Annotated in this window: 20 protein-coding genes and 1 pseudogene; 15 read left to right on the top strand and 6 right to left on the bottom strand. The window is 73.0% G+C overall.

Annotated features, from left to right (window positions below; translation table 11 throughout):
• Positions 1-36: 36 nt before the first annotated feature.
• Complete coding sequence (locus ACFWAR_RS32790) at positions 37-618, bottom strand: pyridoxamine 5'-phosphate oxidase family protein (protein WP_385785190.1); 582 nt, start codon at positions 616-618, stop codon at positions 37-39.
• Positions 619-645: 27 nt separating this feature from the next.
• Positions 646-2,106, bottom strand: coding sequence for a HEAT repeat domain-containing protein (locus tag ACFWAR_RS32785; protein WP_385785188.1), 1,461 nt, complete (start codon positions 2,104-2,106; stop codon positions 646-648).
• A 119-nt stretch (positions 2,107-2,225) separates the two neighbouring features.
• Here ACFWAR_RS32785 and ACFWAR_RS32780 point away from each other — a divergent pair, with 119 nt between their 5' ends.
• Entirely contained in the window at positions 2,226-3,419 is a 1,194-nt protein-coding gene (locus ACFWAR_RS32780; RefSeq protein WP_385785185.1) for an argininosuccinate synthase, read from the top strand.
• Positions 3,420-3,523: 104 nt separating this feature from the next.
• On the top strand, positions 3,524-4,951 hold the full coding sequence (gene argH, locus ACFWAR_RS32775; protein ID WP_385785182.1) for an argininosuccinate lyase: 1,428 nt from the start codon (positions 3,524-3,526) through the stop codon (positions 4,949-4,951).
• Positions 4,952-5,015: 64 nt separating this feature from the next.
• Here the strand turns inward: argH and ACFWAR_RS32770 are convergent, their stop codons facing one another.
• The gene (locus tag ACFWAR_RS32770) at positions 5,016-5,531 is read right to left on the bottom strand and encodes an HAD domain-containing protein (protein ID WP_385785180.1); all 516 of its coding nucleotides are present in this window, start codon (positions 5,529-5,531) and stop codon (positions 5,016-5,018) included.
• A gap of 84 nt (positions 5,532-5,615) precedes the next feature.
• Here ACFWAR_RS32770 and ACFWAR_RS32765 point away from each other — a divergent pair, with 84 nt between their 5' ends.
• The 3 genes from ACFWAR_RS32765 (at position 5,616) to ACFWAR_RS32755 (ending at position 9,299) form a co-directional block, all read left to right on the top strand.
• Positions 5,616-6,167: a TetR/AcrR family transcriptional regulator gene (locus ACFWAR_RS32765; protein WP_385785177.1), complete on the top strand. Its 552-nt coding sequence runs from the start codon at positions 5,616-5,618 to the stop codon at positions 6,165-6,167.
• Positions 6,164-7,711, top strand: coding sequence for an MFS transporter (locus tag ACFWAR_RS32760; RefSeq protein ID WP_385785175.1), 1,548 nt, complete (start codon positions 6,164-6,166; stop codon positions 7,709-7,711). The genes ACFWAR_RS32765 and ACFWAR_RS32760 overlap by 4 nt, the downstream gene beginning before the upstream one ends.
• An 88-nt stretch (positions 7,712-7,799) precedes the next feature.
• Positions 7,800-9,299, top strand: a complete 1,500-nt coding sequence (locus tag ACFWAR_RS32755) for a membrane-associated oxidoreductase (RefSeq protein ID WP_385785172.1) — start codon at positions 7,800-7,802, stop codon at positions 9,297-9,299.
• A 21-nt stretch (positions 9,300-9,320) separates the two neighbouring features.
• Here the strand turns inward: ACFWAR_RS32755 and ACFWAR_RS32750 are convergent, their stop codons facing one another.
• Complete coding sequence (locus ACFWAR_RS32750; protein ID WP_354382601.1) at positions 9,321-9,950, bottom strand: lysophospholipid acyltransferase family protein; 630 nt, start codon at positions 9,948-9,950, stop codon at positions 9,321-9,323.
• 379 nt (positions 9,951-10,329) lie between these two features.
• Between ACFWAR_RS32750 and ACFWAR_RS32745 the strand changes: the two genes are divergently transcribed.
• From ACFWAR_RS32745 to ACFWAR_RS32735, 3 genes are all read left to right on the top strand, one after another.
• Entirely contained in the window at positions 10,330-11,529 is a 1,200-nt protein-coding gene (locus ACFWAR_RS32745; protein ID WP_385785169.1) for a glycerophosphodiester phosphodiesterase, read from the top strand.
• Between the two features lie 73 nt (positions 11,530-11,602).
• On the top strand, positions 11,603-12,121 hold the full coding sequence (locus tag ACFWAR_RS32740; protein ID WP_385785165.1) for a sigma-70 family RNA polymerase sigma factor: 519 nt from the start codon (positions 11,603-11,605) through the stop codon (positions 12,119-12,121).
• A gap of 37 nt (positions 12,122-12,158) precedes the next feature.
• Complete coding sequence (locus ACFWAR_RS32735) at positions 12,159-12,656, top strand: GNAT family N-acetyltransferase (protein WP_385785163.1); 498 nt, start codon at positions 12,159-12,161, stop codon at positions 12,654-12,656.
• Here the strand turns inward: ACFWAR_RS32735 and ACFWAR_RS32730 are convergent.
• Together ACFWAR_RS32730 and ACFWAR_RS32725 are read right to left on the bottom strand one after the other, a co-directional pair.
• Positions 12,638-13,015 carry a hypothetical protein gene (locus tag ACFWAR_RS32730; protein WP_354382669.1) on the bottom strand — a complete coding sequence of 126 codons (378 nt, stop codon included), beginning with the start codon at positions 13,013-13,015 and terminating at the stop codon, positions 12,638-12,640. The genes ACFWAR_RS32735 and ACFWAR_RS32730 overlap by 19 nt on opposite strands.
• Positions 13,016-13,109: 94 nt before the next feature.
• Positions 13,110-13,478, bottom strand: a complete 369-nt coding sequence (locus ACFWAR_RS32725) for a hypothetical protein (RefSeq protein WP_385785160.1) — start codon at positions 13,476-13,478, stop codon at positions 13,110-13,112.
• Between the two features lie 68 nt (positions 13,479-13,546).
• Here ACFWAR_RS32725 and ACFWAR_RS32720 point away from each other — a divergent pair, with 68 nt between their 5' ends.
• From ACFWAR_RS32720 to cobT, 7 genes and pseudogenes are all read left to right on the top strand, one after another.
• A complete protein-coding gene (locus tag ACFWAR_RS32720; protein ID WP_385785157.1) occupies positions 13,547-14,194 on the top strand; it encodes an HAD-IA family hydrolase in 648 nt (215 codons plus the stop codon).
• Positions 14,195-14,615: 421 nt separating this feature from the next.
• Complete coding sequence (locus tag ACFWAR_RS32715; RefSeq protein WP_385785155.1) at positions 14,616-15,698, top strand: methionine ABC transporter ATP-binding protein; 1,083 nt, start codon at positions 14,616-14,618, stop codon at positions 15,696-15,698.
• Positions 15,695-16,363 (top strand): methionine ABC transporter permease, encoded by a 669-nt coding sequence (locus tag ACFWAR_RS32710; protein WP_385785152.1) that lies wholly within the window; start codon positions 15,695-15,697, stop codon positions 16,361-16,363. Before ACFWAR_RS32715 ends, ACFWAR_RS32710 begins: the two co-directional genes overlap by 4 nt.
• A 97-nt stretch (positions 16,364-16,460) precedes the next feature.
• Positions 16,461-17,324: a MetQ/NlpA family ABC transporter substrate-binding protein gene (locus ACFWAR_RS32705; RefSeq protein WP_385785149.1), complete on the top strand. Its 864-nt coding sequence runs from the start codon at positions 16,461-16,463 to the stop codon at positions 17,322-17,324.
• 173 nt (positions 17,325-17,497) lie between these two features.
• A pseudogene (locus tag ACFWAR_RS32700) lies at positions 17,498-18,085 on the top strand (GNAT family N-acetyltransferase); the annotation flags it as partial.
• A gap of 305 nt (positions 18,086-18,390) precedes the next feature.
• Positions 18,391-19,629: a precorrin-6y C5,15-methyltransferase (decarboxylating) subunit CbiE gene (cbiE, locus tag ACFWAR_RS32695; RefSeq protein WP_385785146.1), complete on the top strand. Its 1,239-nt coding sequence runs from the start codon at positions 18,391-18,393 to the stop codon at positions 19,627-19,629.
• A 296-nt stretch (positions 19,630-19,925) separates the two neighbouring features.
• Positions 19,926-23,234: a nicotinate-nucleotide--dimethylbenzimidazole phosphoribosyltransferase gene (gene cobT / locus ACFWAR_RS32690; protein WP_385785143.1), complete on the top strand. Its 3,309-nt coding sequence runs from the start codon at positions 19,926-19,928 to the stop codon at positions 23,232-23,234.
• The last annotated feature ends 80 nt before the right edge of the window (positions 23,235-23,314 follow it).

Genomic DNA, 23,314 nt, shown 5'->3' with positions numbered 1-23,314 from the left:
GAGTGAGCCGAGGGCGAGGGCGGTTCGCAGCACACGTCAGACGGTACGCGGCGGGAGCGGCAACGGCAGTGCGGGCAGGCCGTCCAGGCTCGTCGCGATGAATTCCTTCTTCTCGCAGTACTGCGAGAACTCCTCGTCGGTCTTGCGGCCGAAGTACTCCGCGTGGAGGGTGCGCTCGCCCTGGTACTCCATGAAGGGGACGGCGTAGCCGCACACGTCGGAGATCCGCTTGGTCCGTACGACGATGACCGCGCGGGCGGAGGGCCCGTCGGCCGCGCCGAACAGGGCGATCAGCTCGCCCCACCGGGGGTCGTCGCGGAAGACCGCCTCGCCCTCGCCGTGGATGCGGACGATGTTGGGCGGCCCGGAGAAGGCGCACCACATGAGGGTGATCCGGCCGTTCTCGCGGACGTGGGCGATGGTCTCGGCGCCGCTGCCGCCGAAGTCCAGGTAGGCCAGGGTGTGTTCGTCGATGACGACGAGGGTGCCCGCGCGGCCCTTGGGGGAGAGGTTGACGTGGCCGTCGCCCGCCAGCGGCGCGGTCGCGGTGAAGAACATCGGCTGGGCCTCGATGAAGGCGCGCAGCCGGCCGTCTATGTGCTCGTGCAGCTTTCCCATGCCGTCCAGTATCCGCTCCGGTCCCGCTCAGCCGCGGGGGAGTCCGAGGCGTGAACGCATCAGGTACATGACGTGATCGCCGAAGAGCCCGGAGCAGCGCTCCAGCAGGGCGCCCACCTCCGGATCGCCGGCGGGCAGGGCGGGCGGGGCGTACGGCGACCACATGGCCCGCACGTGCTGCTCCGCCCGTCGGCGCAGGCCCGGGTCGGGGTCGTCGAGCAGGAGCACGTCGGCCCGCAGCCCGGCCACGCCGCCCCGCGCGCGCAGCAGCCGGTGGGCGGCCCGCCGCTGCGACGGGGGCCGTCCGGCGGCGAGCAGTTCGACGAGCCGGGCCTCGGGCAGCCGGTCGGCGCCCGGCAGCAGCGCGAGGGCCGCCTCGCGCACGACGGCCCCCGCCGGATCGGTCAGCAGCGGGAACAGGTCGGCGGCGGCCGCCGCGTCGAGCAGCCGCAGCCCGGCCACCGCGCCGGCCCGCACCGCCGGTCGGTGGTGCGTCAGCAGCCCGCGCAGCAGCGGCGCGTCCGCGCGCCGCCCGCACTCGGCGAGCCCGAGCACGGCGCCGCCGCTCACGGCGGCGGGCTCGGCGCACAGCTCCAGGTAGTGGTCGCGGGGGTCGCCGCCGTCTTGGCCGACCAACCAGCGGGCGCAGGCCCGTACGACGCCCGTGCGGTCGGCGAGGTGGGCCGCGGCCTCGGACGCGCGGCCCGCGCGGCGCAGGGCGGTGACCCCGGCGGCCCGGACCTGGCCCGAGCGCGAGCCGAGCAGCAGGTCGACCACGGCGTCGGCGTCCGGCCCCGGCGTCCCCGCGGCCAGTACGGCGAGCGCCCCGTCGGTCCACAGTCGGCGCAGCACCGGGTCGGCCTCACGCGCGGCCGCCCGGGCCAGCTCCCGCGCCCCCGGGTGCGCGGAGTCCAGCAGCAGCCGCCCGGCGAGGCGGCGCGCGGCCGGATCGCGGTCGTCCAGCAGCGCCTCCAGCACCGGGGCGGGAGCTTCGCGCAGTGCCGCCTCGAAGAGGTCGCGGGCCCACGCGCCCCGCCCGCGCGCCCCGAGCCGCAGGACCAGCGGGGTGAGCGCGACCAGCGTCGGGGCCGGGGAGTCGGCCAGGACCCGGGCGAGCAGCGCGCGGGCGCGGGTCCGTACCGGCCCGACCCAGTCCGCACAGCGGATCACCACGAGCGGCAGCAGCGGGGGGCCCGACCAGTCCCTCCGCGCGAGCTGGCGCACCGCCTCCTCGCGCACCCGGCCCGCGGGGTGGCACAGCGCGGTGTGCGGCCGGGAGCGCAGCAGCGCGGGCAGCACGCCGTCCCAGCACGGGAGGCCCCGGACCCCCTCGTCGAGCGCGATCCAGGCGGCCGGGTCGGCGGGGTCGAGCACCTCCGTGAGCGCCGCGCCCCGGGCCAGCCGCTCGGCGGCCTCGCAGCCGGCCCGGTGGGTCCAGCGGCGGCGCGCGGGCGCGGAGGGGGGAGTGCTCTGCGGGACGTCCTTCATGCCCCGACCTTAGGCGGGGACGACCCCGCTGAGCAGCGGGTTTCCCGGCTCGTTGACGAAACATACGGAGTAGTGCATAGTTATGCCTGTCGTCAGATGCACCCTGTAAGGAGAAACCCGTGACCGAGCGCGTCGTACTCGCCTACTCGGGCGGCCTGGACACCTCCGTCGCCATCGGCTGGATCGCCGAGGAGACGGGCGCCGAGGTCATCGCCGTCGCCGTGGACGTCGGCCAGGGCGGCGAGGACCTGGACGTCATCCGCAAGCGCGCGCTCGCCTGCGGCGCCGTCGAGGCCGAGGTCGCGGACGCCAAGGACGAGTTCGCCAACGAGTACTGCCTCCCGGCGATCAAGGCCAACGCCCTCTACATGGACCGCTACCCGCTGGTCTCCGCCCTCTCGCGGCCGACCATCGTCAAGCACCTCGTCGCCGCCGCCCAGAAGCACAACGCGACGATCGTGGCCCACGGCTGCACCGGCAAGGGCAACGACCAGGTCCGCTTCGAGGCCGGCATCGCCGCCCTCGGCCCCGACCTCAAGTGCATCGCCCCGGTCCGTGACTACGCGATGACCCGTGACAAGGCGATCGCCTTCGCCGAGAAGGCCGACCTCCCGATCGCGACCACCAAGAAGTCCCCGTACTCCATCGACCAGAACGTCTTCGGGCGCGCCGTCGAGACGGGCTTCCTGGAGGACATCTGGAACGCGCCGATCGAGGACATCTACGAGTACACCTCGAACCCGGCGATCCCGCGGGAGGCCGACGAGGTCGTCATCTCCTTCAAGGAGGGCGTCCCGGTCGCCATCGACGGCAAGCCCGTCAGCGTGCTCCAGGCCATCCAGCAGCTCAACGAGCGGGCCGGCGCCCAGGGCATCGGCCGGATCGACATCGTCGAGGACCGCCTCGTCGGCATCAAGTCCCGTGAGGTCTACGAGGCCCCGGGCGCGATCGCGCTGATCACGGCCCACCAGGAGCTGGAGAACGTCACCGTCGAGCGCGAGCTGGCCCGCTACAAGCGGCAGGTCGAGCAGCGCTGGGGCGAGATGGTCTACGACGGCCTGTGGTTCTCCCCGCTCAAGCGCGCCCTGGACGGCTTCATCAACGAGGCCAACCAGCATGTCACCGGTGACATCCGGATGACCCTGCACGCGGGCCGCGCCGTGGTCACCGGCCGCAAGTCCGAGGAGTCGCTGTACGACTTCAACCTCGCGACCTACGACTCGGGCGACACCTTCGACCAGTCCAAGGCCCAGGGCTTCATCGAGATCTTCGGTCTGTCCTCGAAGATCGCCGCGCGGCGCGACCTCGCCTGAGGTCCGCTCGCCGCGCGGTACGCACGCGCAGTACTTCGACGGCCTCCCCGGTACCTCCGCGACGGGGAGGCCGTCGTACACCCACCTCTTGAGGAGCAGTAGCTGTGAGCAGCAACAACGGTGACGTCCGGCTCTGGGGCGGCCGGTTCGCCGACGGGCCCGCCGAGGCCCTGGCGAAGCTGTCCGCGTCGGTCCACTTCGACTGGCGCCTCGCGCCCTACGACATCGCCGGTTCGCGCGCCCACGCCCGCGTCCTGCACAAGGCGGGCCTGCTCACGGCCGACGAACTCCAGCGCATGTCGGACGGGCTGGACCGGCTCGCGGCCGACGTCGAGTCCGGCGCCCTGGTGGGCACCATCGCCGACGAGGACGTGCACACCGCTCTGGAGCGCGGCCTGCTGGAGCTGCTCGGCCCCGACCTCGGCGGCAAGCTGCGGGCGGGCCGCTCGCGCAACGACCAGGTCGCCACGCTCTTCCGGATGTACCTGCGCGACCACGCGCGGATCATCGGCTCCCTGATCGCTGACCTCCAGGACGCGCTCGTCGGCCTGGCCGAGACGCACGCCGACGTGGCGATGCCCGGCCGGACTCACCTCCAGCACGCCCAGCCGGTGCTCTTCGCCCACCACGTGCTGGCGCACGTGCAGTCCCTGTCCCGGGACGCGGAGCGGCTGCGGCAGTGGGACACCCGGACCGCGGTCTCACCGTACGGCTCGGGCGCCCTCGCCGGTTCCTCGCTCGGTCTGGACCCGGAGCAGGTGGCCGCCGACCTCGGCTTCGAGCGGGGCTCGGTCGGCAACTCGATCGACGGGACGGCCTCGCGGGACTTCGTCGCGGAGTTCGCCTTCATCACGGCGATGATCGGGATCAACCTCTCCCGGATCGCCGAGGAGATCATCATCTGGAACACGAAGGAGTTCTCCTTCGTCACCCTGCACGACGCCTTCTCGACCGGCTCCTCGATCATGCCGCAGAAGAAGAACCCCGACATCGCGGAGCTGGCGCGGGGCAAGTCGGGCCGCCTGATCGGCAACCTCACCGGGCTGCTGGCCACGCTCAAGGCGCTCCCGCTGGCCTACAACCGGGACCTCCAGGAGGACAAGGAGCCGGTCTTCGACTCCTGCGACACCCTCGAGGTCCTGCTGCCCGCCTTCACCGGCATGATGGCGACCCTCACGGTCAACCGGGCGCGGATGGAAGAGCTGGCCCCGGCCGGATTCTCGCTCGCCACCGACATCGCGGAGTGGCTGGTCCGCCAGGGCGTGCCCTTCCGGGTCGCGCACGAGGTCGCGGGCGAGTGCGTCAAGGAGTGCGAGGGCCTCGGCATCGAACTGGACGAGCTGACCGACGAGCAGTTCGCGAAGATCTCCGAGCACCTGACCCCCGAGGTCCGCACGGTCCTCAACGTGCCCGGCGCCCTGGCCTCCCGCAGCGGCCGCGGCGGCACCGCGCCGAGCGCGGTCGCCGTCCAGCTCAACGAACTCAAGGCGGACCTGGTCATCCAGCACGCCTGGGCGAACCACAAGAACTAGCGCGAACGTCCCGCAGGGGGCGGCCGGGGCATCCGCCCGGGCCGCCCCCTGCGGCGTGCCCGGCCTACGCCGCCCAGTCGGCCAGCAGGTCGAAGTCCTCCTGGACCAGCCCGATCCGCTCGTCGATGCGCAGCAGCAGGGAATGGGTCGGGTGGCGTTGGTCGACGTACTCGCGGTCCATCGGGGTGATGTCGTCGTCGATCCACGCGAACGGTCGGCCCGCGGCGTACTCCAGGACGTACTGCGTCTTCCAGAAGGTCCCGCGCGGCGCCCTCCCGTGCATCTGCGGCCAGTCGATGAAGGGCAGCCGCGGCAGCCCCAGGGGCGGTCCTATCCAGTCATTGGCCTCGTCCTTCCAGGTGGTCGCCCAGACCAGCTCGTAGGCGCCCGCCAGCGCCCGCAGCCGCGCGCCGTGCCCCGGGTGCAGCCAGACGCGCAGCGGCTTCGCGCTCTCGGTCAGCGACCAGCCGGTGGGGCGCATGCGGTGGGTGGTGTAGCCCTCGGGGCGGCGCTGGGGCTGGGCCGCGTAGGGATTGAGGGGGCCGTCCACATCGATCAGCAGCAGGGGCTTCTTCGTCATCGCGACAGGATTCCTTCCGTGCCCGCGCGGGGCACTCGAATATTCGATGAGACATCAACGTCTCATTCGGGTTATGGTTGTCTCATGGCCATGGATCGTGACCAGGTGCTCCGCGCTGCGGCGGCCCTGCTCTCCCGCAAATCGACCGCGACGATGGACGAGGTCGCCCGCGCGGCCGGCATCGGCCGCGCGACCCTGCACCGGCACTTCGCCGGGCGCGACGCCCTCGTACGGGCCCTCGAGGAACTCGGCATCCGCCAGTTCGAGATCGCCTTCGACGCGGCGCGCCTCGACGAGGGCAGCGCCGTCGACGCGCTCGGTCGGCTCGTCGCCGAGGCCGAGCCCAACGCGCTGCTGCTCGCCTTCCTCGTCACCGAGAACCAGCTCTTCGAGGGCGACCAGGTCAACGAGGGGTGGGCCCGGCTCGACGCCCGGGTCTCCGCGCTCTTCCGGCGCGGACAGCAGGAGGGCGACATCAGGATCGACCTGAGCCCCGCCTGGCTCACCGAGGCCCTGTACGGGCTGATCGGCACCTGCGCCTGGGCCGTCATGGACGGCCGGGTCGCGGCCAAGGACTTTCAGTACATGATCACCGAGTTGCTGCTCGGTGGCGCACGACGGAGTGTGGAGAAATGAGCAGAACCGAAGAGCTGAGCAGACGGCAGGGGACGGAGGACGGCAGGAGCCCCGGGCGCTGGATCGCGCTCTCGGTCCTCGTCCTGGCCGTCCTGCTGGTCGCGGTCGACGCCACCGTACTCGGTCTCGCCACCCCCTCCCTGAGCGAAGACCTCAAGCCGTCCGGCACCCAGCTGCTGTGGATCGGCGACGTCTATTCCTTCGTCATCGCCGGTCTGCTCGTCTCCATGGGCTCCCTCGGCGACCGCATCGGCCGCAAGAAACTGCTGCTGGTGGGCGCCACCGCCTTCGGCCTCGTCTCGGTCCTGAACGCGTACGCGACCAGCCCCGAGATGATGATCGTGGCCCGCGCGCTGCTCGGCGTCGCCGGTGCGACGCTGATGCCGTCCACCCTCGCGCTGATCCGCAACATCTTCCACGACCCCAAGGAGCGCAGCCTCGCCATCGGCATCTGGGGCGCCACCGCCTCGGCCGGTGCGGCCGTCGGCCCCGTGGTCGGCGGAGCCCTGCTCCAGCACTTCTGGTGGGGCTCGGTCTTCCTCATCAACCTGCCCGTGATGATCGTCCTGGTCGTCGTCGGCGTCAAGCTGCTGCCCGAGTCGAAGAACCCGGCCAGGGGTCCCTGGGACCTGCTCAGCGTCGCGCTCTCGCTCGTCGGCATCATCGGCGTCGTCTACGCCGTCAAGCAGGTCGCCACGCACGGCCTCTCCTGGGAGGTCTGGGCGGCCGCGGTCCTCGGCGTCGCCATGCTCTACGCCTTCGTCCGCCGCCAGCACACCCTGGCCGCGCCCCTGCTCGACATGAAGCTCTTCAAGCACCGCGGCTTCTCCGGCGCGGTCCTCGCCGACCTGCTGACCGTCTTCGGCCTCTCCGGGCTGGTCTTCTTCCTCTCCCAGTTCCTCCAGCTCGTCCAGGGCCGCGAGCCGCTGGAAGCGGGACTGGCCGAACTGCCCGCCGCCGTCGGCGCGGTGGTCACCGGTCTGCTCGCGGGCCGCTACGCCCGCAAGTACTCCGTACGCGTCATCGTGAGCGGCGGCCTCGCCGCGATCGGCCTGGCGCTGGGCGCCCTCACCGTCATCAGCAAGGAGACCGGATACCCGCTGCTCGGCGCCGCGCTGCTCGTCGTCGGCCTCGGCGCCGGATTCTCCTTCACCGTCACCGCCGACGTGATCCTCTCCAGCGTGCCCAAGGAGCAGGCCGGTTCCGCCTCCGCGGTCTCGGAGACGGCCTACGAACTCGGCGCGGCCCTCGGCATCGCCCTGCTCGGCTCCATCGTCACCGGGGTCTACCAGAGCTTCACGGCCCCCTCCACGGTGTCCCCGGCGCTCGCCGACGCCGCCCACGAATCCCTGGGCGGAGCCGTCGAAGCGGCCAAGGGGCTGGACCCGCACACCGCCGAAGTGATGGTGGCCGCGGCCCAGAACGCCTTCGTGGACGGACTGCGGCTCGCCTCCGGCGTCGGCGCGGTCGTCCTGCTCGCCACGGCCGTCGCCGCGTGGTTCCTGCTCAAGGGGCAGGAGCTGCAGGACGGCATCGAGCACTGACGCCGGGGACGACCCGATGGTCGAGCCCAAAGGGTGGTGTCGCGCGCGGAGTTGACACGGTGATCACGCGCGCGACACCATCCCCGCGATGGAGATCACCGATCTGACCCCGGCCGAACGCCGCGTCTGGGACGCCTTCCCGCGCGGCGAACGCGTCGACGTCCGCGAGGCCCCCGACGAGGACGCCTCCGACGGCGCGACCTGGGGCCCCGAACGGACCGTACGGGCCGAGGTGTTGGGCGCCCTGCTGCTCGGCGGGACCGCGGTCGAGGGCCAGGTCGCCGGGCTCAACCTCAAGGGCTTCCGCGTCACCGGCAAGCTCGACCTCAAGTACGCCGTCGTCGAGCACGCGATCCGGCTGCGCGGCTGCTGGTTCGAACGCAAACCCCTGCTGTACGGGGCCCGGTTGCGCGCGCTCGTGCTGAGCGACTCCGCCCTGCCGGGCCTGACCGCCTCCACGCTCTCCGTCGACGTGGTCCTGCGGCTGTCCTGCTGCCGGATCACCGGACCGGTCCGCCTCGCCGGGGCCCGCATCGCGGGGGGCCTCTTCCTCACCCACGCCGTCATCGGCGACCCGTCCGCCGCGGCGGGGGAACCGCCCGCCGAGGCCGCCGAGGCCCCGGAGCCCCCGCTCCAGTTCAACCACGCCGACATCGGCACCGACGTCATCGCCAGCGGCCTCACCGTCCACGGGCAGACGCGCATCAACGGAGCCACCGTCGGCGGCCAGATCAACCTCGAAGGCGCCCGCCTGCTCAACCCCGGCGGCGACGCCCTGTACGCCGAGACCCTGTCGGTGGGCACCGACGTCCGCGCCCGCGGACTGCGCGCCGAGGGCCGGGTCAACCTCACCGGCTCGCGCATACCGGGCCAGCTGGGCCTCAGCCGCGCCGGGCTCGTCAACCCCGGCGGCACCGCCCTGCGGGCCTCCAGCTGCGCGATCGGCGAGGTGTGGCTGCGCTCCTGCGACACCATCCAGGGCACGGTGAACCTGCGCCGCTCCCAGGTCGACATGCTCCACGTCGAGCCCGACAGCTGGCCCGACACGGTCCGCCTCGACGGGCTGGGCTACGGGTCGCTGCGCCCGCACCTGCCCGCCGAGGAGCGGCTGCCGGCGCTGGAGCGCGAGGAGGCGGGCTACCTCCCCTTCGCCTACGAGCAGTTGGCCGCCTCCTACCGCACCGCGGGGGACGAGGTGGCCGCCCGCACCGTCCAGCTCGCCAAGCTCCGTCGCCACCGGCGCACCCTGCCCCGGCACGCCCGGGTGTGGGGGCTGCTCCAGGACGCCACCGTGGGGTACGGCTTCCGGCCGCTGCGCGCGGCGGGCTGGCTCCTGGCCCTGCTGTGCACCGGCGCCGTCGCCTACGGGCTGCGGCCCCCGGCCCCGCTCAAACCGGGCGAGGCGCCCGAGTTCAACCCGGTCTTCTACACCCTCGACCTGATGCTGCCGATCATCGGCTTCGGGCAGGAGGAGGCCTTCGCTCCGCGCGGGTGGTACCAGTGGCTGTCGTACCTGCTGATCGTGACGGGCTGGGTACTGGCGACGACCACGGCGGCCGGTGTCAGCCGGTCACTGAGCCGCCAGTAGCGCCCGGGGCCGCGCGTCCGCTCAGGCGGCCTTGGCCTTGGTCGCGTACATGTCGACGTACTCCTGGCCCGAGAGCCGCATGACCTCGGCCATCACCGAGTCGGTCACCGCGCGCAGCACGTACCGGTCGCGGTCCATGCCCTCGTAGCGGGAGAACTCCATCGGCTCGCCGAAGCGGACGGTGACCCGGCCCGGGCGGGGCATGCCCTTGCCGCCCGGCTGGAGCTTGTCCGTACCGATCATCGCGAACGGGACCACGGGAGCGCCGGTCATCAGGGTGAGCCGGGCGATGCCCGTGCGGCCGCGGTAGAGGCGGCCGTCGGGGGAGCGGGTGCCCTCGGGGTAGATGCCGAAGATCTTGCCCTCTTCGAGGATCCTGCGACCGGTCATCAAGGCCGCGACCCCGCCGTTGGCGCCGTCGCGGTCCACGGGGACCATCCCGGAGCCGGTGAAGAACCAGGCCATCGCCCGACCCTTGAGGCCCTTGCCCGTGACGTACTCGTCCTTGCCGATGAAGTGCACCTGGCGGTCGCACACCAGGGGCAGGATCATCGAATCGATGAAGGTCAGGTGGTTGCCCGCGAGGATGACCGGCCCGGTACCCGGAATGTTCTCGGCGCCCTCGACACGGGTGCGGAACATCATCCGCATGACCGGTCCGACAGTGGCTTTGATGAGCGCAATACGGGACAACGTGGGCCCTCCGGCATCGAATGCGTCTTCAGCACCGTGCGTGCTCAGTGCAGGTGAGGACGATACTCGCGGGTCCGCTCTGATCGCACATCGGGTTCACGGGGCCGATACGCAAAGTTGACGCACGTTTCCGCCATGTTTTCCGCCCGTCCCTCCCGGTACCGCCCGCGCGCCACCCCGCACTGCCTACGATCGGTCCGCCGATCGGGGACGTGCGGCCCGGTGATCCCGGGAGCAACGGCCCTGGTCGGTGCGTGATCCGGCCGGTCCGATCCGGCCGGTGCGATCAGGTCGCACCGGAGGGCTCCGGGCGGTCCGAAGGGGATGAGGGACGGACATGGCGCAGGGCGGAGCAGGCAGGCGCGCGGTGCTGGGGGCGGCCGTACTGGCGGCGGGCGGCGGGGCGCTCGGGCTCGGCGCGGGCCCGGCGGCGGCCGCCGGCGCGAGCGGCGACGCGCAGCCGTCCGACGCGCGGGCGTACGGCGGCGGCTACCGGGAGCTGCCCTACCCCACGGTCATCGGACACCGGGGGGCCAGCGGCTACCGGCCCGAACACACCCTCGGCTCCTACCAGCTGGCCCTCGACCTGGGCGCGGACGTCATCGAGCAGGACCTGGTGCCCACCCGCGACGGCCACCTCGTCTGCCGGCACGAGAACGAGATCGGCGGCACCACCGACGTCGCCGACCACCCCGGGTTCGCCTCCCGGCGCACCACGAAGTCGGTCGACGGCGTCTCCGTCACCGGCTGGTTCACCGAGGACTTCACCCTGGCCGAGCTGAAGACCCTGCGGGCGAAGGAGCGCATCCCCGCCGTCCGCCAGCGCAACACGCTCTACGACGGCCGCTGGGAGGTGCCCACCTTCGAAGAGGTGCTGCGCTGGGCCGACCGCGAGGGCAAGCGGCGCGGCAAGCGGGTCTGGCTGCACGTGGAGACCAAGCACCCCAGCTACTTCCGCGCACTGGGCCTCGGTCTGGAGGAACCGCTCGCGAAGCTGCTGCGCCGCTACGGCCGCGACCGCCGCGACGCGGCCGTCTTCCTGCAGTCCTTCGAACCCTCCAGCATCCAGCGGCTCGCCAAGCTCGTCGAGGCGCCCCGCGTGGTGCTGCTCGGCGCCGCGAACACCCGCCCCTGGGACTTCGAGCTGGCCAAGGACCCGCGCACCGTCGCCGACCTGGTCAAGCCCGAGGGCCTGAAGTGGATCGCCGGCTACGCGCAGGCCATCGGCCCGACCCTGGACCTGATCGTGCCGCGCGACGCCGCCGGCAAGCTCGGCACGCCGACCACCCTGGTGCGCGACGCCCACGCGCGCGGGCTGATCCTGCACCCCTACACCGCGCGCAACGAGAACGCCTTCCTGCCCGCCGACTTCCGCAAGGGCACCGACCCGAACGCCTACGGCGACTCCTTCGGTGCCTTCCGCGCCTACTTCGCCCTCGGGATCGACGGGATCTTCTCGGACAACGCCGACACCGCGCTGCTGGCCGCCGAGGACTTCCGGCCGGGGCGCCGCCCGCGCCGAGGCGTCAACGGCTGAGCGGAAGGACTCGTACGGGTGTGCCGCGCCCGGTGGGGAAACCACCGGGCGCGCTCTTCGCGTCCCGCCCGGCATGGACCTGCTCAAGGAACTCGGACCCCTGCTCTCGGCGGAGGCCGCCGCCGAAGCACCGCTCGCCGGGATGGACCCCGCCGATCTGGAACAGGCCGTGTGGGTGCGGCTGCTGGAGCGGGACCGGCAGGGGCCGGCTCCGGCCGAACCCGCCCGCTGGCTGCGCCGGGCGGTGCGCGCCGAGGCCCGCGTCGCCCGCCGCCGCGCCCTGCGCGAAGTCCCCTACGCCGGTCCGGCCGGCTGCGCCGACGAGGCGCCCGACCACGGGCCCGAGGGTGAGGTGCTGCACCGGGAGCAGGACCGCGCCGTCCGCTCGGCGGTCGCCCGGTTGCCCGGACGCTGTCCGGAGCTCATGACTGCTTTTCTTTCCCCCAGGGACCTCACCTACCGTGAAATCGCAGGAGAGTTGGGTATCTCACAAGGAAGTTTGGGGCCGGTACGTTCCCGTTGCCTGGGATGTCTGCGCAGAATGCTGGCTGCAGAGGTTGAGGCTCCTGGCCTGCGGGGAAAGGAGCGGTAGACCAACGGGCCACCAGGTGAGCGGGAGGCATGCGCACATGGGCATGAGCGTGACCATTTCGGCAGCTACGGCCGAGGACGCGGAGCAGATCTTCAAGCTGCAGTACCTGTGCTTCCAGCGCGAGGCCGAGCTGTACGGCAACTACTCCATCCAGCCCCTCACCCAGTCCCTCGACTCCCTCAAGGGCGAGCTGGCCGAGGACATCGTCCTGGTCGCCCGCCTCGGCGACGAGGTGGTCGGCGCGGTGCGCGGCAGCACCGAGGAGGACGGCGCCGGCAAGATCGGCAAGCTGTGCGTCCACCCCCGGCTCCAGGGCCACGGGCTCGGCGCCCGCCTGCTGCGCGGCGTGGAGGAGGCGCTGGCCGACGGCTCCAAGGCCTCCCGCTTCCGCCTGTTCACCGGCCGCAAGAGCGAATCCAACCTGCGGATGTACCGCAAGGCGGGCTACGTCGCCGTCGGCGGCCGGACCGCTTCGGACGGCATCGAGCTGGTCATGCTGGAGAAGGAAGCGACGGACTACGCCGTCAGCGCCTGATCCGTACGCTTCGCGCGCAGCCAGAGCATCCCGGTGATCGGCAGGATCACCGGGATGAACAGGTAGCCCATCCCGAACTGCGACCACACCGTGGAGTCGGGGAAGGAATCGGGCCGCACCAGGGTCCAGGTCCCGACCGTGAGCACGCCGGTCAGTTCGGCGGCGCAGCACAGGCGGGCCGCCTTGCGGGCCGTCTCCCCGCCGCGCACCAGCGAATAGGTGATGAAGGCGTAGACGAGGGCGGCCACCCCGCTCAGCGCGTACGCCAGCGGGGCCCGGTCGAACTCGGTGGAGATCTGGTAGGCCGAGCGCGAGACCGCGCCGACGGTGATCACCCCGTACAGCCACACGAGCAGCACCCCCGGCCCGGAGACGAGCTTGGTGCGCCCCGCCTTCGCGGGCCCCGCCCCGTCGGCCGACGGTCGTGCGCCTTCGGTCGTGTCCGCGTCCGTGTCAGGCACCGGTGCCACCCCAGATGTCGTAGAGCCGTACTTCGAGCACCGCGAGGACGACCGCGCCCGCGGCCACCGTCACCGAACCCCATTTGCTGCGCTCGGTGAGCGAGAGGAACCCGGCGGCCGGCACCGCGGCGAAGGAGCCGACGAGGTACGCCACGAAGAGCACCGACCCGTCGTGCGGCTCCGCGCCCTGGCCGAGCTTGACCAACCCGACCACCAGCTGGGCCAGGACCAGCAGGGTGACCAGGGCCATTCCGGCGAAGTGCCAGTCCTTGGTCGGCTGGTCCCGCCAGGCGGCGAATCCGCACCAGGCGGCGAGGGCGAGTGCGGCCGCGCCGATGGCGACCGTCAGGGCGTCGAGCATGCAGCGAGGGTATTACGGGTCCAAAGACCCGATGCGCGCACCCCTGTGCCGGGGCTTTCCTGGAAGGCATGACGCTGCACGCCGACGCCCTGCTCTTCGACAACGACGGAACCCTCCTGTCCTCGATGGAATCGGTCTACCGCTGCTGGGCCCGCTGGGCCGGGGAGTACGGGATCACCGAGGCCGATTTCGCCGCCGTGGAACTGCACGGCCGCCCGGCCGCCGAGATCATCGCCGACCTGCTGCCCGAGGCGGTCCGGGCCGAGGCCCTGGCCCGGATCGAGCGGCTGGAGGTGGAGGACGTCGCGGGCGGCGTCGTGGCGCTGCCCGGCACGAAGGAGCTGCTGTCCGCCCTGCCCGCCGGCCGCTGGGCCGTGGTCACCTCCGCCACCCGCCCGCTCGCCGAGGCCCGGCTGCGCGAGGTGGGCATCGACTTCCCCGAGCTGGTGGCCGCCGACGACATCACCCGCGGCAAGCCCGACCCCGAGCCCTTCCTGCTCGCCGCCGCCCGGCTGGGCGTGGATCCGGCCCGCTGCGTGGTCTTCGAGGACGCCCCGGCGGGTCTGGCCGCCGGGCGCGCGGCCGGGATGCGGACCGTGGCCTTGACCACAACCCACCGGGCCGACGAGCTGGTCGCCGACGTGGTGGTCAGGGACCTGTCGGCCGTGTCGGTGCAGGTCACCGCCGACGGCCTGGTGATTGACACGAACGGCTGACCGCACCGCCCCACCGTGTCGCGACGTCCGGATGGCGGTCGAAATCCGTCCGCTATCCGGACAGCGTTGATCGGTGAAGGGATACGTCTGGTTTACTGGGTCCATGACCACGACGAGCAGCCGCACCCTTGCGACCGAGGCGACGATGACGCCCGGTGCTCGTTGTATGTGTCGAATGCGCGCCTTCTGAGGGCCCCCCTTCCTGAGCCTCGCGCCCCGAAGCGAGATCGGCCGAGTCCGTCCGGACCGTGCCGGCTGTAGAGCCCCCGCGCTGTAGAGCCATCGACATCACCCGGACCGCTCCTGCCAACCGCCCGGCGTCGAACCGCCGATTCCTCCTGGTTCGTCCCGTATCGCGTCCCCAGATGATTGCCCCGTGCCCGGTCTGCCATGCCGTGCACTCGACAGCGACGGAATTCCTGTGATCACCACATCGGGCCTCACGAAGGTCTACCAGTCCCGTGGCCGCGAGGTCACCGCCCTGGACGGCGTCGACCTCCACGTCCGCGAGGGCGAGGTCTACGGAGTCATCGGCCAGAGCGGCGCCGGCAAGTCCTCCCTGATCCGCTGCGTGAACCTGCTGGAGCGCCCCACCACCGGCACCGTGAGCGTCGACGGCGTCGACCTCACCGCGCTGGCCGGCCGCGGCCGCCGCGCGGGCAAGGAACTGCGCGAGGCCCGCAGCCGCATCGGCATGGTCTTCCAGCACTTCAACCTGCTGTCCTCGCGCACCGTGCAGGGCAACATCGAGCTGCCCCTGGAGATCCTCGGGGTCTCCGGCCGCGAGCGCTCCCGCAAGGCGCTGGAACTCCTCGACCTCGTCGGCCTCGCCGACAAGGCCAAGTCCTACCCCGGCCAGCTCTCCGGCGGCCAGAAGCAGCGCGTCGGCATAGCCCGCGCCCTGGCCGGCGACCCCAAGGTGCTGCTCTCCGACGAGGCCACCAGCGCCCTCGACCCCGAGACCACCCGCTCGATCCTCCAGCTGCTGCGCGACCTCAACCAGCAGCTCGGCCTGACCGTCCTGCTCATCACGCACGAGATGGACGTGGTCAAGGCCGTCTGCGACTCCGCGGCCCTGATGAAGCGCGGCCGGATCGTCGAGTCCGGCACCGTCTCCGAGCTGCTGGCCACCCCCGGCTCCGAACTCGCCGACGAACTCTTCCCCGTCAGCGGCACCGCCACCGGCATCGACCGCACCGTGGTCGACGTCACCTTCCACGGCGAGGCCGCCACCCAGCCGGTCATCTCCCAGCTGGCGCGCACCTACAACATCGACATATCGATCCTCGGCGCCGCCATGGACACCGTCGCGGGCCGCCAGGTCGGCCGGATGCGCATCGAGCTCCCCGGCCGCTACGAGGAGAACGTCGTCCCCGTCGGCTTCCTGCGCGAGCGCGGCCTCCAGGTCGACGTGGTGGACCCCGAGACCGACGCGGCCGACGCGGCCGCCCCCGCACCCGCCGGTACCGTTCCGGCCCAGCTGGTCAAGGATGGCGCCAAGTGACCTGGTCCGAGATGCAGCCCCTGCTCACCCAGGGCACGTACGACACCCTCTACATGGTCCTGTGGTCCACCCTGGTGACCGTCCTCGGCGGGCTGCCCATCGGCATCCTGCTCGTCCTCACCGACACAGGCGGCCTGCTGCAGAACCGGGTGGTCAACAAGGTCCTCGGCGCGATCGTGAACGTCGGCCGCTCGATGCCCTTCATCATCCTGCTGATCTTCCTGATCCCGGTGACCACCGCCGTCGTCGGCACCTTCATCGGCCCCACCGCGATGATCGTCCCGCTCGCCATCGGCGCCATCCCCTTCTTCGCCCGGCTCGTCGAGACCTCCGTGCGGGGCGTGGACCACGGGCTGGTCGAGGCCGTCGAGTCGATGGGCGGGGGCGTGCCCACCCTGGTCGGCAAGGTGCTCCTGCCGCAGGCCCTGCCCTCGCTGATCGCCGCCGTCACCACCACCGTGATCACCCTCGTCGGCTACTCCGCCATGGCGGGCGCGGTCGGCGGCGAAGGCCTCGGCTCCAAGGCCATCACCTACGGCTTCCAGCGCTTCGAGACCGGCTTCATGGTCGCCACGGTGGTCGTACTGATCGTCCTCGTCACGGTGATCCAGCTGCTCGGCGACGGCGTGGTCCGCCTGCTCGCCCGCCGCGGCCGGACAGCCTGACGGGGCACGGCGCCCCCACAGACTTCCTTCCCTCCCACAGCCCGCACTCGTCGTGCTCGGGCGTTGTCCGCACCACCCCAGGAAAGAGGCACTCTTCGTGCGCAGCTCCATCAAGTTCACCGCCCTCGCCGCCACCACCGCGGCCCTCGCCCTCGGCCTCACCGCCTGCGGCACCTCCTCGGACCCGTCCTCCACCAAGGCGGACGGCGGCAAGACCGACGAGAGCAAGCCCCTCGTCATCGCCGCCTCCCCGAGCCCGCACGCCGACATCCTGAACTTCGTCAAGGACAAGCTGGCGGCCAAGGACGGCCTCAAGATCGAGGTCAAGGAGTTCACCGACTACGTCCTGCCCAACACCGCCACCGAGCAGGGCCAGGTCGACGCGAACTTCTTCCAGCACAAGCCCTACCTGGACGACTTCAACAAGAAGAACAACACCCACATCGTCCCGGTGGTCAACGTCCACCTGGAGCCGCTCGGCCTCTACTCCAAGAAGGTCAAGTCCCTCGCGGACATCAAGGCCGGCCAGACCGTCGCCGTCCCCAACGACCCGACCAACGAGGGCCGCGCGCTCCAGCTGCTCGCCGCCAACAAGCTGATCACCCTCAAGGACGGCGTCGGCACCGCCGCGAAGCTGGCCGACATCACCGACAAGAAGGGCCTCGAGTTCAAGGAACTGGAGGCCGCCACGGTCCCGCGCGCCCTGAACGACGTGGACGCCGCCATCATCAACGGCAACTACGCCATCGAGGCGAAGCTCGTCCCCGCCAAGGACGCCCTGGTCCTGGAGAAGGCCGAGGGCAACCCCTACGCCAACCTCCTCGCGGTGAAGGACGGCAAGCAGAACGACCCCCGGATCCAGAAGCTCGCCAAGCTCCTGAACTCCGACGAGGTCAAGAAGTTCATCGAGGAGAAGTACCAGGGCTCGGTCATCCCGGCCTTCGGCACCCCGGCCTCCTGACCCCCCGGTAACGCAGCCCCGGCCCCGCACGCCCTCCCCGGGCGGGCGGGGCCGCGCCGCTGCGCGCGCACGGCCGCCGCCTGCCCGCATCCGGGCAGCCCGGCCCTGCACACCACCGGACCGATACTGCATGCTGTGGCTCTACGGCCACGGTCTCAGGCATGGAGCTGCGCATGACAACCACCTTCCCGGACGTCTCCATCAGCACGGACCGGCTGGTGCTGCGCCCCTTCGAGGAAGAGGACGTCAGCGCGCTCACCGAGATGATGAACGACGAACTCATCACCGCCTGGACCGAGGCCCCGCACCCCTACGGCCGGGCCGACGCCCACCGTTGGGCCACGGGCGGCGCCCACCGCGAGCGCACCGACGGCCGCGGCATCGTCTTCGCCGTGACCGAGTTCCTCACCCACCGCCTGGTCGGCACCGTCCACGTCCGCCACACCGACTGGCGCTGCCTCAGCGCCGAGGTGGGCTACGCCACCGCCCCCTGGGCCCGCGGCGAGGGCTACGCCTGCGAATCCGTGCTCGCCGTCGCCCAATGGCTCTTCCGCGACCACGGCTTCGAGCGCCTCGAACTGCGCACGGCCGCCGACAACACCGCCTCGCAGCAGGTCGCCCAGAAGATCGGCTGCATCAGCGAGGGCGTCCTGCGCAACGCCTGGATAGTGCGCACCCAGACGCCCGACGGCAGATGGGTCGACACCCGCACCGACCTGCTGGTCTGGGGCCTGGTTCCCGAGGACCTCGACGACCTCGACGTCCTCGACGGCTACGGCGAGTTCCACGCCGTGCCCGAACCGCCCGCCGACCGGCGCACCGACCAGCACCCCCCGGCCGACGCCGACGCCCACGGCCGCCAGAGCCCGCGCCAGCCCCCGCACCAACCCCAGTCCCCGTACCCGCCGCACGCCGGACGCCACCCCCACCCGCACGACCGCGCCGCCCGGCCCTGACCCGGCCGTCCACCGGCACCGCACGCCCCGATCAGCGGGTAGTCTCACGGTGCCCGCCCTCGCGGCCGGGCCGCCCCGCACCACCACCCACACCAGGGAGACCGACGACGATGGCCGACCGGGTCACGGTGATCGGCTGGGACGGCTCGCCCCTGACCGCGGCCGCCCGATCAGCGCTCTCCGCAGCCACGCTGGTGGCCGGAGCCGGCCACCACCTCGCGCTCCCCGAGATCCCGCCCGCCGCCGAACGCATCCGGCTCGGCAGCCTCGGCCTCGCCGCCCGCCGCATCGCGGGCCACCGCGGCACCGCCGTCGTCCTCGCCGACGGCGACCCCGGCTTCTTCGGCGTCGTACGGGCCCTGCGCGCCCCCGAACACGGCCTGGAGGTGGAGGTCGTACCGGCCGTCTCCTCCGTGGCCGCCGCCTTCGCCCGCGCCGGCATGCCCTGGGACGACGCCCAGGTCGTCGTGGCCCAACGCCGCACCCTGCGCCGCGCGGTCAACGTCTGCCGGGCGCACACCAAGGTCGCCGTCCTCACCTCGCCCGGTGCCGGTCCCGCCGAACTCGCCCTGCTGCTCGAAGGGGTCCACCGGACCTTCGTCATCTGCGAGGAACTGGGCACCGACAAGGAACGGGTCACCGTACTGACCTCCGACCGGGCCGCCGACCACAGTTGGCGCGACCCCAACGTCGTGATCGTCGTCGGCGGCGGCGGACCCGTCTCCGCCGACCCCGACTGGCTCATGGGCCGGCCCACCGCCGTCGCCGTGGCCGCCGCGGGCGCCCGCGGCTGGGCCCGCCCCGACCCGCACCACCCCGAGCACGGCCCCGGGGTGCCCGGCGGGGAGGGGGAGTCGGCACTGCTGCGCGCCGCCCAACTGGCCCGGCTCGGCCCGCGCACCGGCGACCTCGTCTGGGACATCGGCGCCGGCACCGGCGCGCTCGCCGTGGACGCGGCCTCCTTCGGCGCGGCCGTCATCGCGGTCGACGCCGACCCCCGCGCCTGCGAGCGGATCGAAGTCGCCGCCCGCCACCGCGGCGTGCTCCTCCAGGCCGTCGCGGGCCGCGCACCGCACGTACTGGAGAACCTCCCCGAACCCGACGTCGTCCGGATCGGCGGCGGGGGAGTCCCGGTCGTCCAGGCCTGCGCCGACCGCCGTCCGGAACGGATCGTCACCCACGCCTCCACCCGCGACGAGGCGGAGGCGATCGGCCGCGCCCTGACCGAAGGCGGGTACGCCGTGGAATGCGCGCTGCTCCAGTCCGTGGGCATGGACACCCGGACGTGGCGCGAGCAGGAGCGCTCCGTCGTCTTCCTCATCGCGGCCGAACGCCCGTCGACACGCTAGTGCCGTGCCGGGCGCCGTGACCCGGGCGGACCTGCGAATTGGCCCGGGGTAGGCTGGCCGATCGTCGTACTGACCCGTCACACCGGGCACATCGGCACCAATGGACCAGCCGACGTGGCGCAGTCCACAGCAGACCGCGGCAGTTATGGCCGCCGTGGTGGCGAACGGGCGCGACAATGCTTAGTGGTTGTCGGCGGCGGGGTTCCCGAGGGGCTCGTGCCGCACGGCAGCCACGCTCGTTGGTCATACGGGCGCCGGGCGATCGAAGCAGCAACACCGATGGGCGAGGGGTACGCATGACTGACACCGGCCAGGTTCCGGGCGAGGGCCACCCGGACAACGCGGGCATGGTGGATCAGCACGGCATCCCCGCGCCGGTCCCGGCACCGCTCCAGACACCGCTGCACGCGACGGGCGGGTACGCGTTCCAGGACCTGGTGGACAACCCGGCCGAGGACGACGAGCTCCTGCTGATGCCCAGCGGTCAGGGAGCGTGGAGCGACCCGCAGGTGGTGCCCCCGGCCCCCGTCTTCCCCGTCGAGGGCGGCTTCTACGAGCCCGCGCCCGCCTTCGCCGACCCCGGCTTCGCGGAGCCCGGTCACACCGACACCGGCTCCTACGCGCACGGCGCGCACGAGGCGGGCGGCCGTGACTCCGGCGCCCTCGACCTCGGCGGCCTGCTGCCGCCCCCGTCGGCCCCGGCGGCCGCGCCCGTGACCCCCGTCCGGCGCCCGCTGCACATGGGCCCGCCGGTCCCCGACGCCTCGGGCGGCGTCGTACGCTCCCTCGCCGACCGCGGCCCGGCCGCGCCGGTGCCGCCGGTGGCCCCCGTCGCCCCCGCCCCCGCCCCTGCCCCCGTGCAGGTCGCCGTGAGCGCCCCGGTCGAGCCCGTGGCGCCGGTGCAGGCCGAGGCGCCGCTCGAGGCGGTCGCCCCGGCGCCGGTCCAGGAGCAGGCACCGGCGCAGGCCCCCGTGGACCTTCCGGTACAGGCTCCGGCGCAGGCTCCGGCCGAGGTGGAAGCCCCCGAGGCCGCCGCGGCTCCGGCGCCGGTCGAGGCACAGGTCGAGGCGCCGGTCGAGGCGGCAGTGGACGCCCCGGTCGAGCCCGCAGAGCAGGCGCCGGTCGAGGCCGCCGCGCCGGTCGTCGTGGCGCAGGCCGTGGCCGAGGCCCCGGCGCAGGCCCCCGCGGAGGTGCCCGCCGAGGCACCGGCGGCCGCGCCCGTCGCCCTCCCCGTCGAGACCCCCGTCGAGGTCGCGGCCGTGGCCGACGCACCGGCGCAGGCACCGGTCTTCCAGACCGCCCCGGCGACCAGCGGCGGCCTGGAGTACCTGGACGTCGCGGCCGTGGAGACCGGCGCGCTGCCCGGCCCGCAGCTGGGTGAGATCCCGCTCCAGGCGGGCGCCCCCTGGTCGGCGGAGCCGGTCGTGGCGGCGGCTCCCGAGCCGGTGGCCGCTCCGGCCCGGGTCGTCGAGCCGGTCGTCGAGGCCGCTCCCGCGGCCCCGGAGCCCGCCGCCGAGCCCGTCGCGGAGGCCGCCCCCGTGGTCGTGGTCCTCGCCGACCCGGCCCCGGCCGCGGCTCCCGCGGAGCAGGCGGCGCCGCCCGTCGCCCCCGAGACCGTGGTCGAGGCCGCCGCGGCCCCCGAGCCCCAGCCCGAGCAGGTCCCGGCCCCCGCGGTCGAAGCCGCTGCCGAGGTGCTCCCCGAGGCCGCGCCGGCGCCGATCGTCGAGGTCCCGGCCGCGCCCGAGCCCGTAACCGAGCCGGTGGCCGAGGCCGAGGCCGCGCCGGAACCGGCGGAGCCCGCCGACACCCCCCAGGACGTCGAGGCCGTCGAGGCCGTCGAGGCGGTCGAGGTCGCGGAGCCCGTCGAGCGCGGCGCCGCCGCGCCCGGCTACGCCGACGCCGAGCGCGAAGCGGTCCTGCGCGTCATGCGCGAGCGCCGCGACATCCGCAACGGCTTCCGCACCGACCCGATCCCGCACGAGGTGCTGCTCCGCGTCCTGGAGGCCGCCCACACGGCGCCCAGCGTCGGGCACTCCCAGCCTTGGGACTTCGTCGTCATCCGCTCCGCCGAGACCCGCCGGACGATGCACGAACTGGCCCAGCGCCAGCGCGAGGCGTACGCCAAGTCGCTGCCCAAGGGCCGGGCGAAGCAGTTCAAGGAACTGAAGATCGAGTCGATCCTCGACACCCCGGTGAACATCGTCGTCACCGCCGACCCCACCCGCGGCGGCCGCCACACCCTCGGGCGGCACACCCAGCCGCAGATGGCCCCGTATTCCTCCGCGCTCGCCGTCGAGAACCTCTGGCTCGCCGCCCGCGCCGAAGGCCTCGGCGTCGGCTGGGTCAGCTTCTTCGACGAGCGGGAGATGGTCCGCGCCCTCGGCCTGCCGGAGCACCTGGAGGTCGTGGCCTACCTGTGCGTCGGGTACGTCGACGAGTTCCCCGAGGAGCCCGAGCTGATGCAGGCCGGGTGGTCCAAGCGGCGCCCGCTGTCCTGGGTGGTCCACGAGGAGACGTACGGCCGCCGCGCGCTGCCCGGCGAGGAGCCGCACGACCTGCTCTCCGAGACGGTCGCGAGCATCCGCCCGCTCGACGCGAAGGCGCTCGGCGAGGCCTGGGAGCGGCAGAAGCGCATGACCAAGCCCGCCGGGGCCCTGGGCATGCTCGAAATCATCTCCGCCCAGCTCAGCGGCCTCTCGCGGGTCTGCCCCCCGCCGATCCCGGAGCCCGCCGCGGTCGCGATCTTCGCCGGTGACCACGGTGTGCACGCCCAGGGCGTCACCCCCTGGCCGCAGGAGGTCACCACGCAGATGGTCGCCAACTTCCTGGGCGGCGGCGCGGTCTGCAACGCCTTCGCCAACCAGGTGGGCGCCGAGGTCTGCGTGATCGACGTGGGCGTGGCCGGGGACCTCCCCGCCACCCCGGGTCTGCTGCCGCGCAAGGTCCGCCCGGGCACCGCCGACCTGTCGGTCGGGCCCGCGATGAGCCGCGAGGAAGCCGTCGCGGCCATCGAGGTCGGCATCGAGACCGCCCGCGACCTGGTCGCCGCCGGGAACAAGGCCCTGCTCACCGGTGAGATGGGCATCGCGAACACCACGGTCTCCGCCGCCCTCATCTCGGTCTTCACGGGCGTCGACCCGGCGGAGGTCACCGGGCGCGGCACCGGCATCAACGACGAGACGCACACCCGCAAGGTCGAGGTCGTCCGCCGGGCGCTCGAACTGCACCAGCCGGACCCGTCCGACCCGGTGGGCGTGCTCGCCGCGATCGGTGGCCTGGAGCACGCGGCGATCGTCGGCCTGCTGCTCGGCGGGGCCTCCCTGCGTACGCCGGTCATCCTGGACGGCGTGAGTGCCGGGGCGGCGGCGCTGGTGGCCCGGGCCATCGCGCCGGAGTCCCTCTCGGCGTGCATCGCGGGTCACCGCAGTGCGGAGCCGGGGCACGTCGCGGCCCTGAACACCCTCGGGCTGCGCCCGCTCGTCGACCTGGACCTGCGCCTCGGCGAGGGCACGGGGGCCCTCCTGGCCCTCCCCCTGGTCCAGAGCGCCGCCCGAGCCATGCACGAAGTAGCCACCTTCGACTCGGCCGGCGTCACCGAAAAGTAGCCCCCCGCCCCACCAACGGGCCGTGCGGGCCCGATTCAGCCTCGCCGGCGGGGCTGGGGGTGGTGGGGCTCGGCCCCGAG

It is taken from the genome of Streptomyces sp. NPDC059917, assembly GCF_042730635.1.
Classification (GTDB): domain Bacteria; phylum Actinomycetota; class Actinomycetes; order Streptomycetales; family Streptomycetaceae; genus Streptomyces.
The sequence above is the reverse complement of the archived record's forward strand: the minus strand, read 5'-3'. Positions and strand labels throughout refer to the sequence as shown.

Coding starts and splice junctions, on each gene's coding strand:
- ACFWAR_RS32790 (WP_385785190.1), bottom strand. CDS start 618: ATGGGAAAGCTGCACGAGCACATAGACGGCCGGCTGCGCGCCTTCATC.
- ACFWAR_RS32785 (WP_385785188.1), bottom strand. CDS start 2,106: ATGAAGGACGTCCCGCAGAGCACTCCCCCCTCCGCGCCCGCGCGCCGC.
- ACFWAR_RS32770 (WP_385785180.1), bottom strand. CDS start 5,531: ATGACGAAGAAGCCCCTGCTGCTGATCGATGTGGACGGCCCCCTCAAT.
- ACFWAR_RS32765 (WP_385785177.1), top strand. CDS start 5,616: ATGGCCATGGATCGTGACCAGGTGCTCCGCGCTGCGGCGGCCCTGCTC.
- ACFWAR_RS32760 (WP_385785175.1), top strand. CDS start 6,164: ATGAGCAGAACCGAAGAGCTGAGCAGACGGCAGGGGACGGAGGACGGC.
- ACFWAR_RS32755 (WP_385785172.1), top strand. CDS start 7,800: ATGGAGATCACCGATCTGACCCCGGCCGAACGCCGCGTCTGGGACGCC.
- ACFWAR_RS32750 (WP_354382601.1), bottom strand. CDS start 9,950: ATGCGGATGATGTTCCGCACCCGTGTCGAGGGCGCCGAGAACATTCCG.
- ACFWAR_RS32745 (WP_385785169.1), top strand. CDS start 10,330: ATGGCGCAGGGCGGAGCAGGCAGGCGCGCGGTGCTGGGGGCGGCCGTA.
- ACFWAR_RS32740 (WP_385785165.1), top strand. CDS start 11,603: ATGGACCTGCTCAAGGAACTCGGACCCCTGCTCTCGGCGGAGGCCGCC.
- ACFWAR_RS32735 (WP_385785163.1), top strand. CDS start 12,159: ATGGGCATGAGCGTGACCATTTCGGCAGCTACGGCCGAGGACGCGGAG.
- ACFWAR_RS32725 (WP_385785160.1), bottom strand. CDS start 13,478: ATGCTCGACGCCCTGACGGTCGCCATCGGCGCGGCCGCACTCGCCCTC.
- ACFWAR_RS32720 (WP_385785157.1), top strand. CDS start 13,547: ATGACGCTGCACGCCGACGCCCTGCTCTTCGACAACGACGGAACCCTC.
- cbiE (WP_385785146.1), top strand. CDS start 18,391: ATGGCCGACCGGGTCACGGTGATCGGCTGGGACGGCTCGCCCCTGACC.
- cobT (WP_385785143.1), top strand. CDS start 19,926: ATGACTGACACCGGCCAGGTTCCGGGCGAGGGCCACCCGGACAACGCG.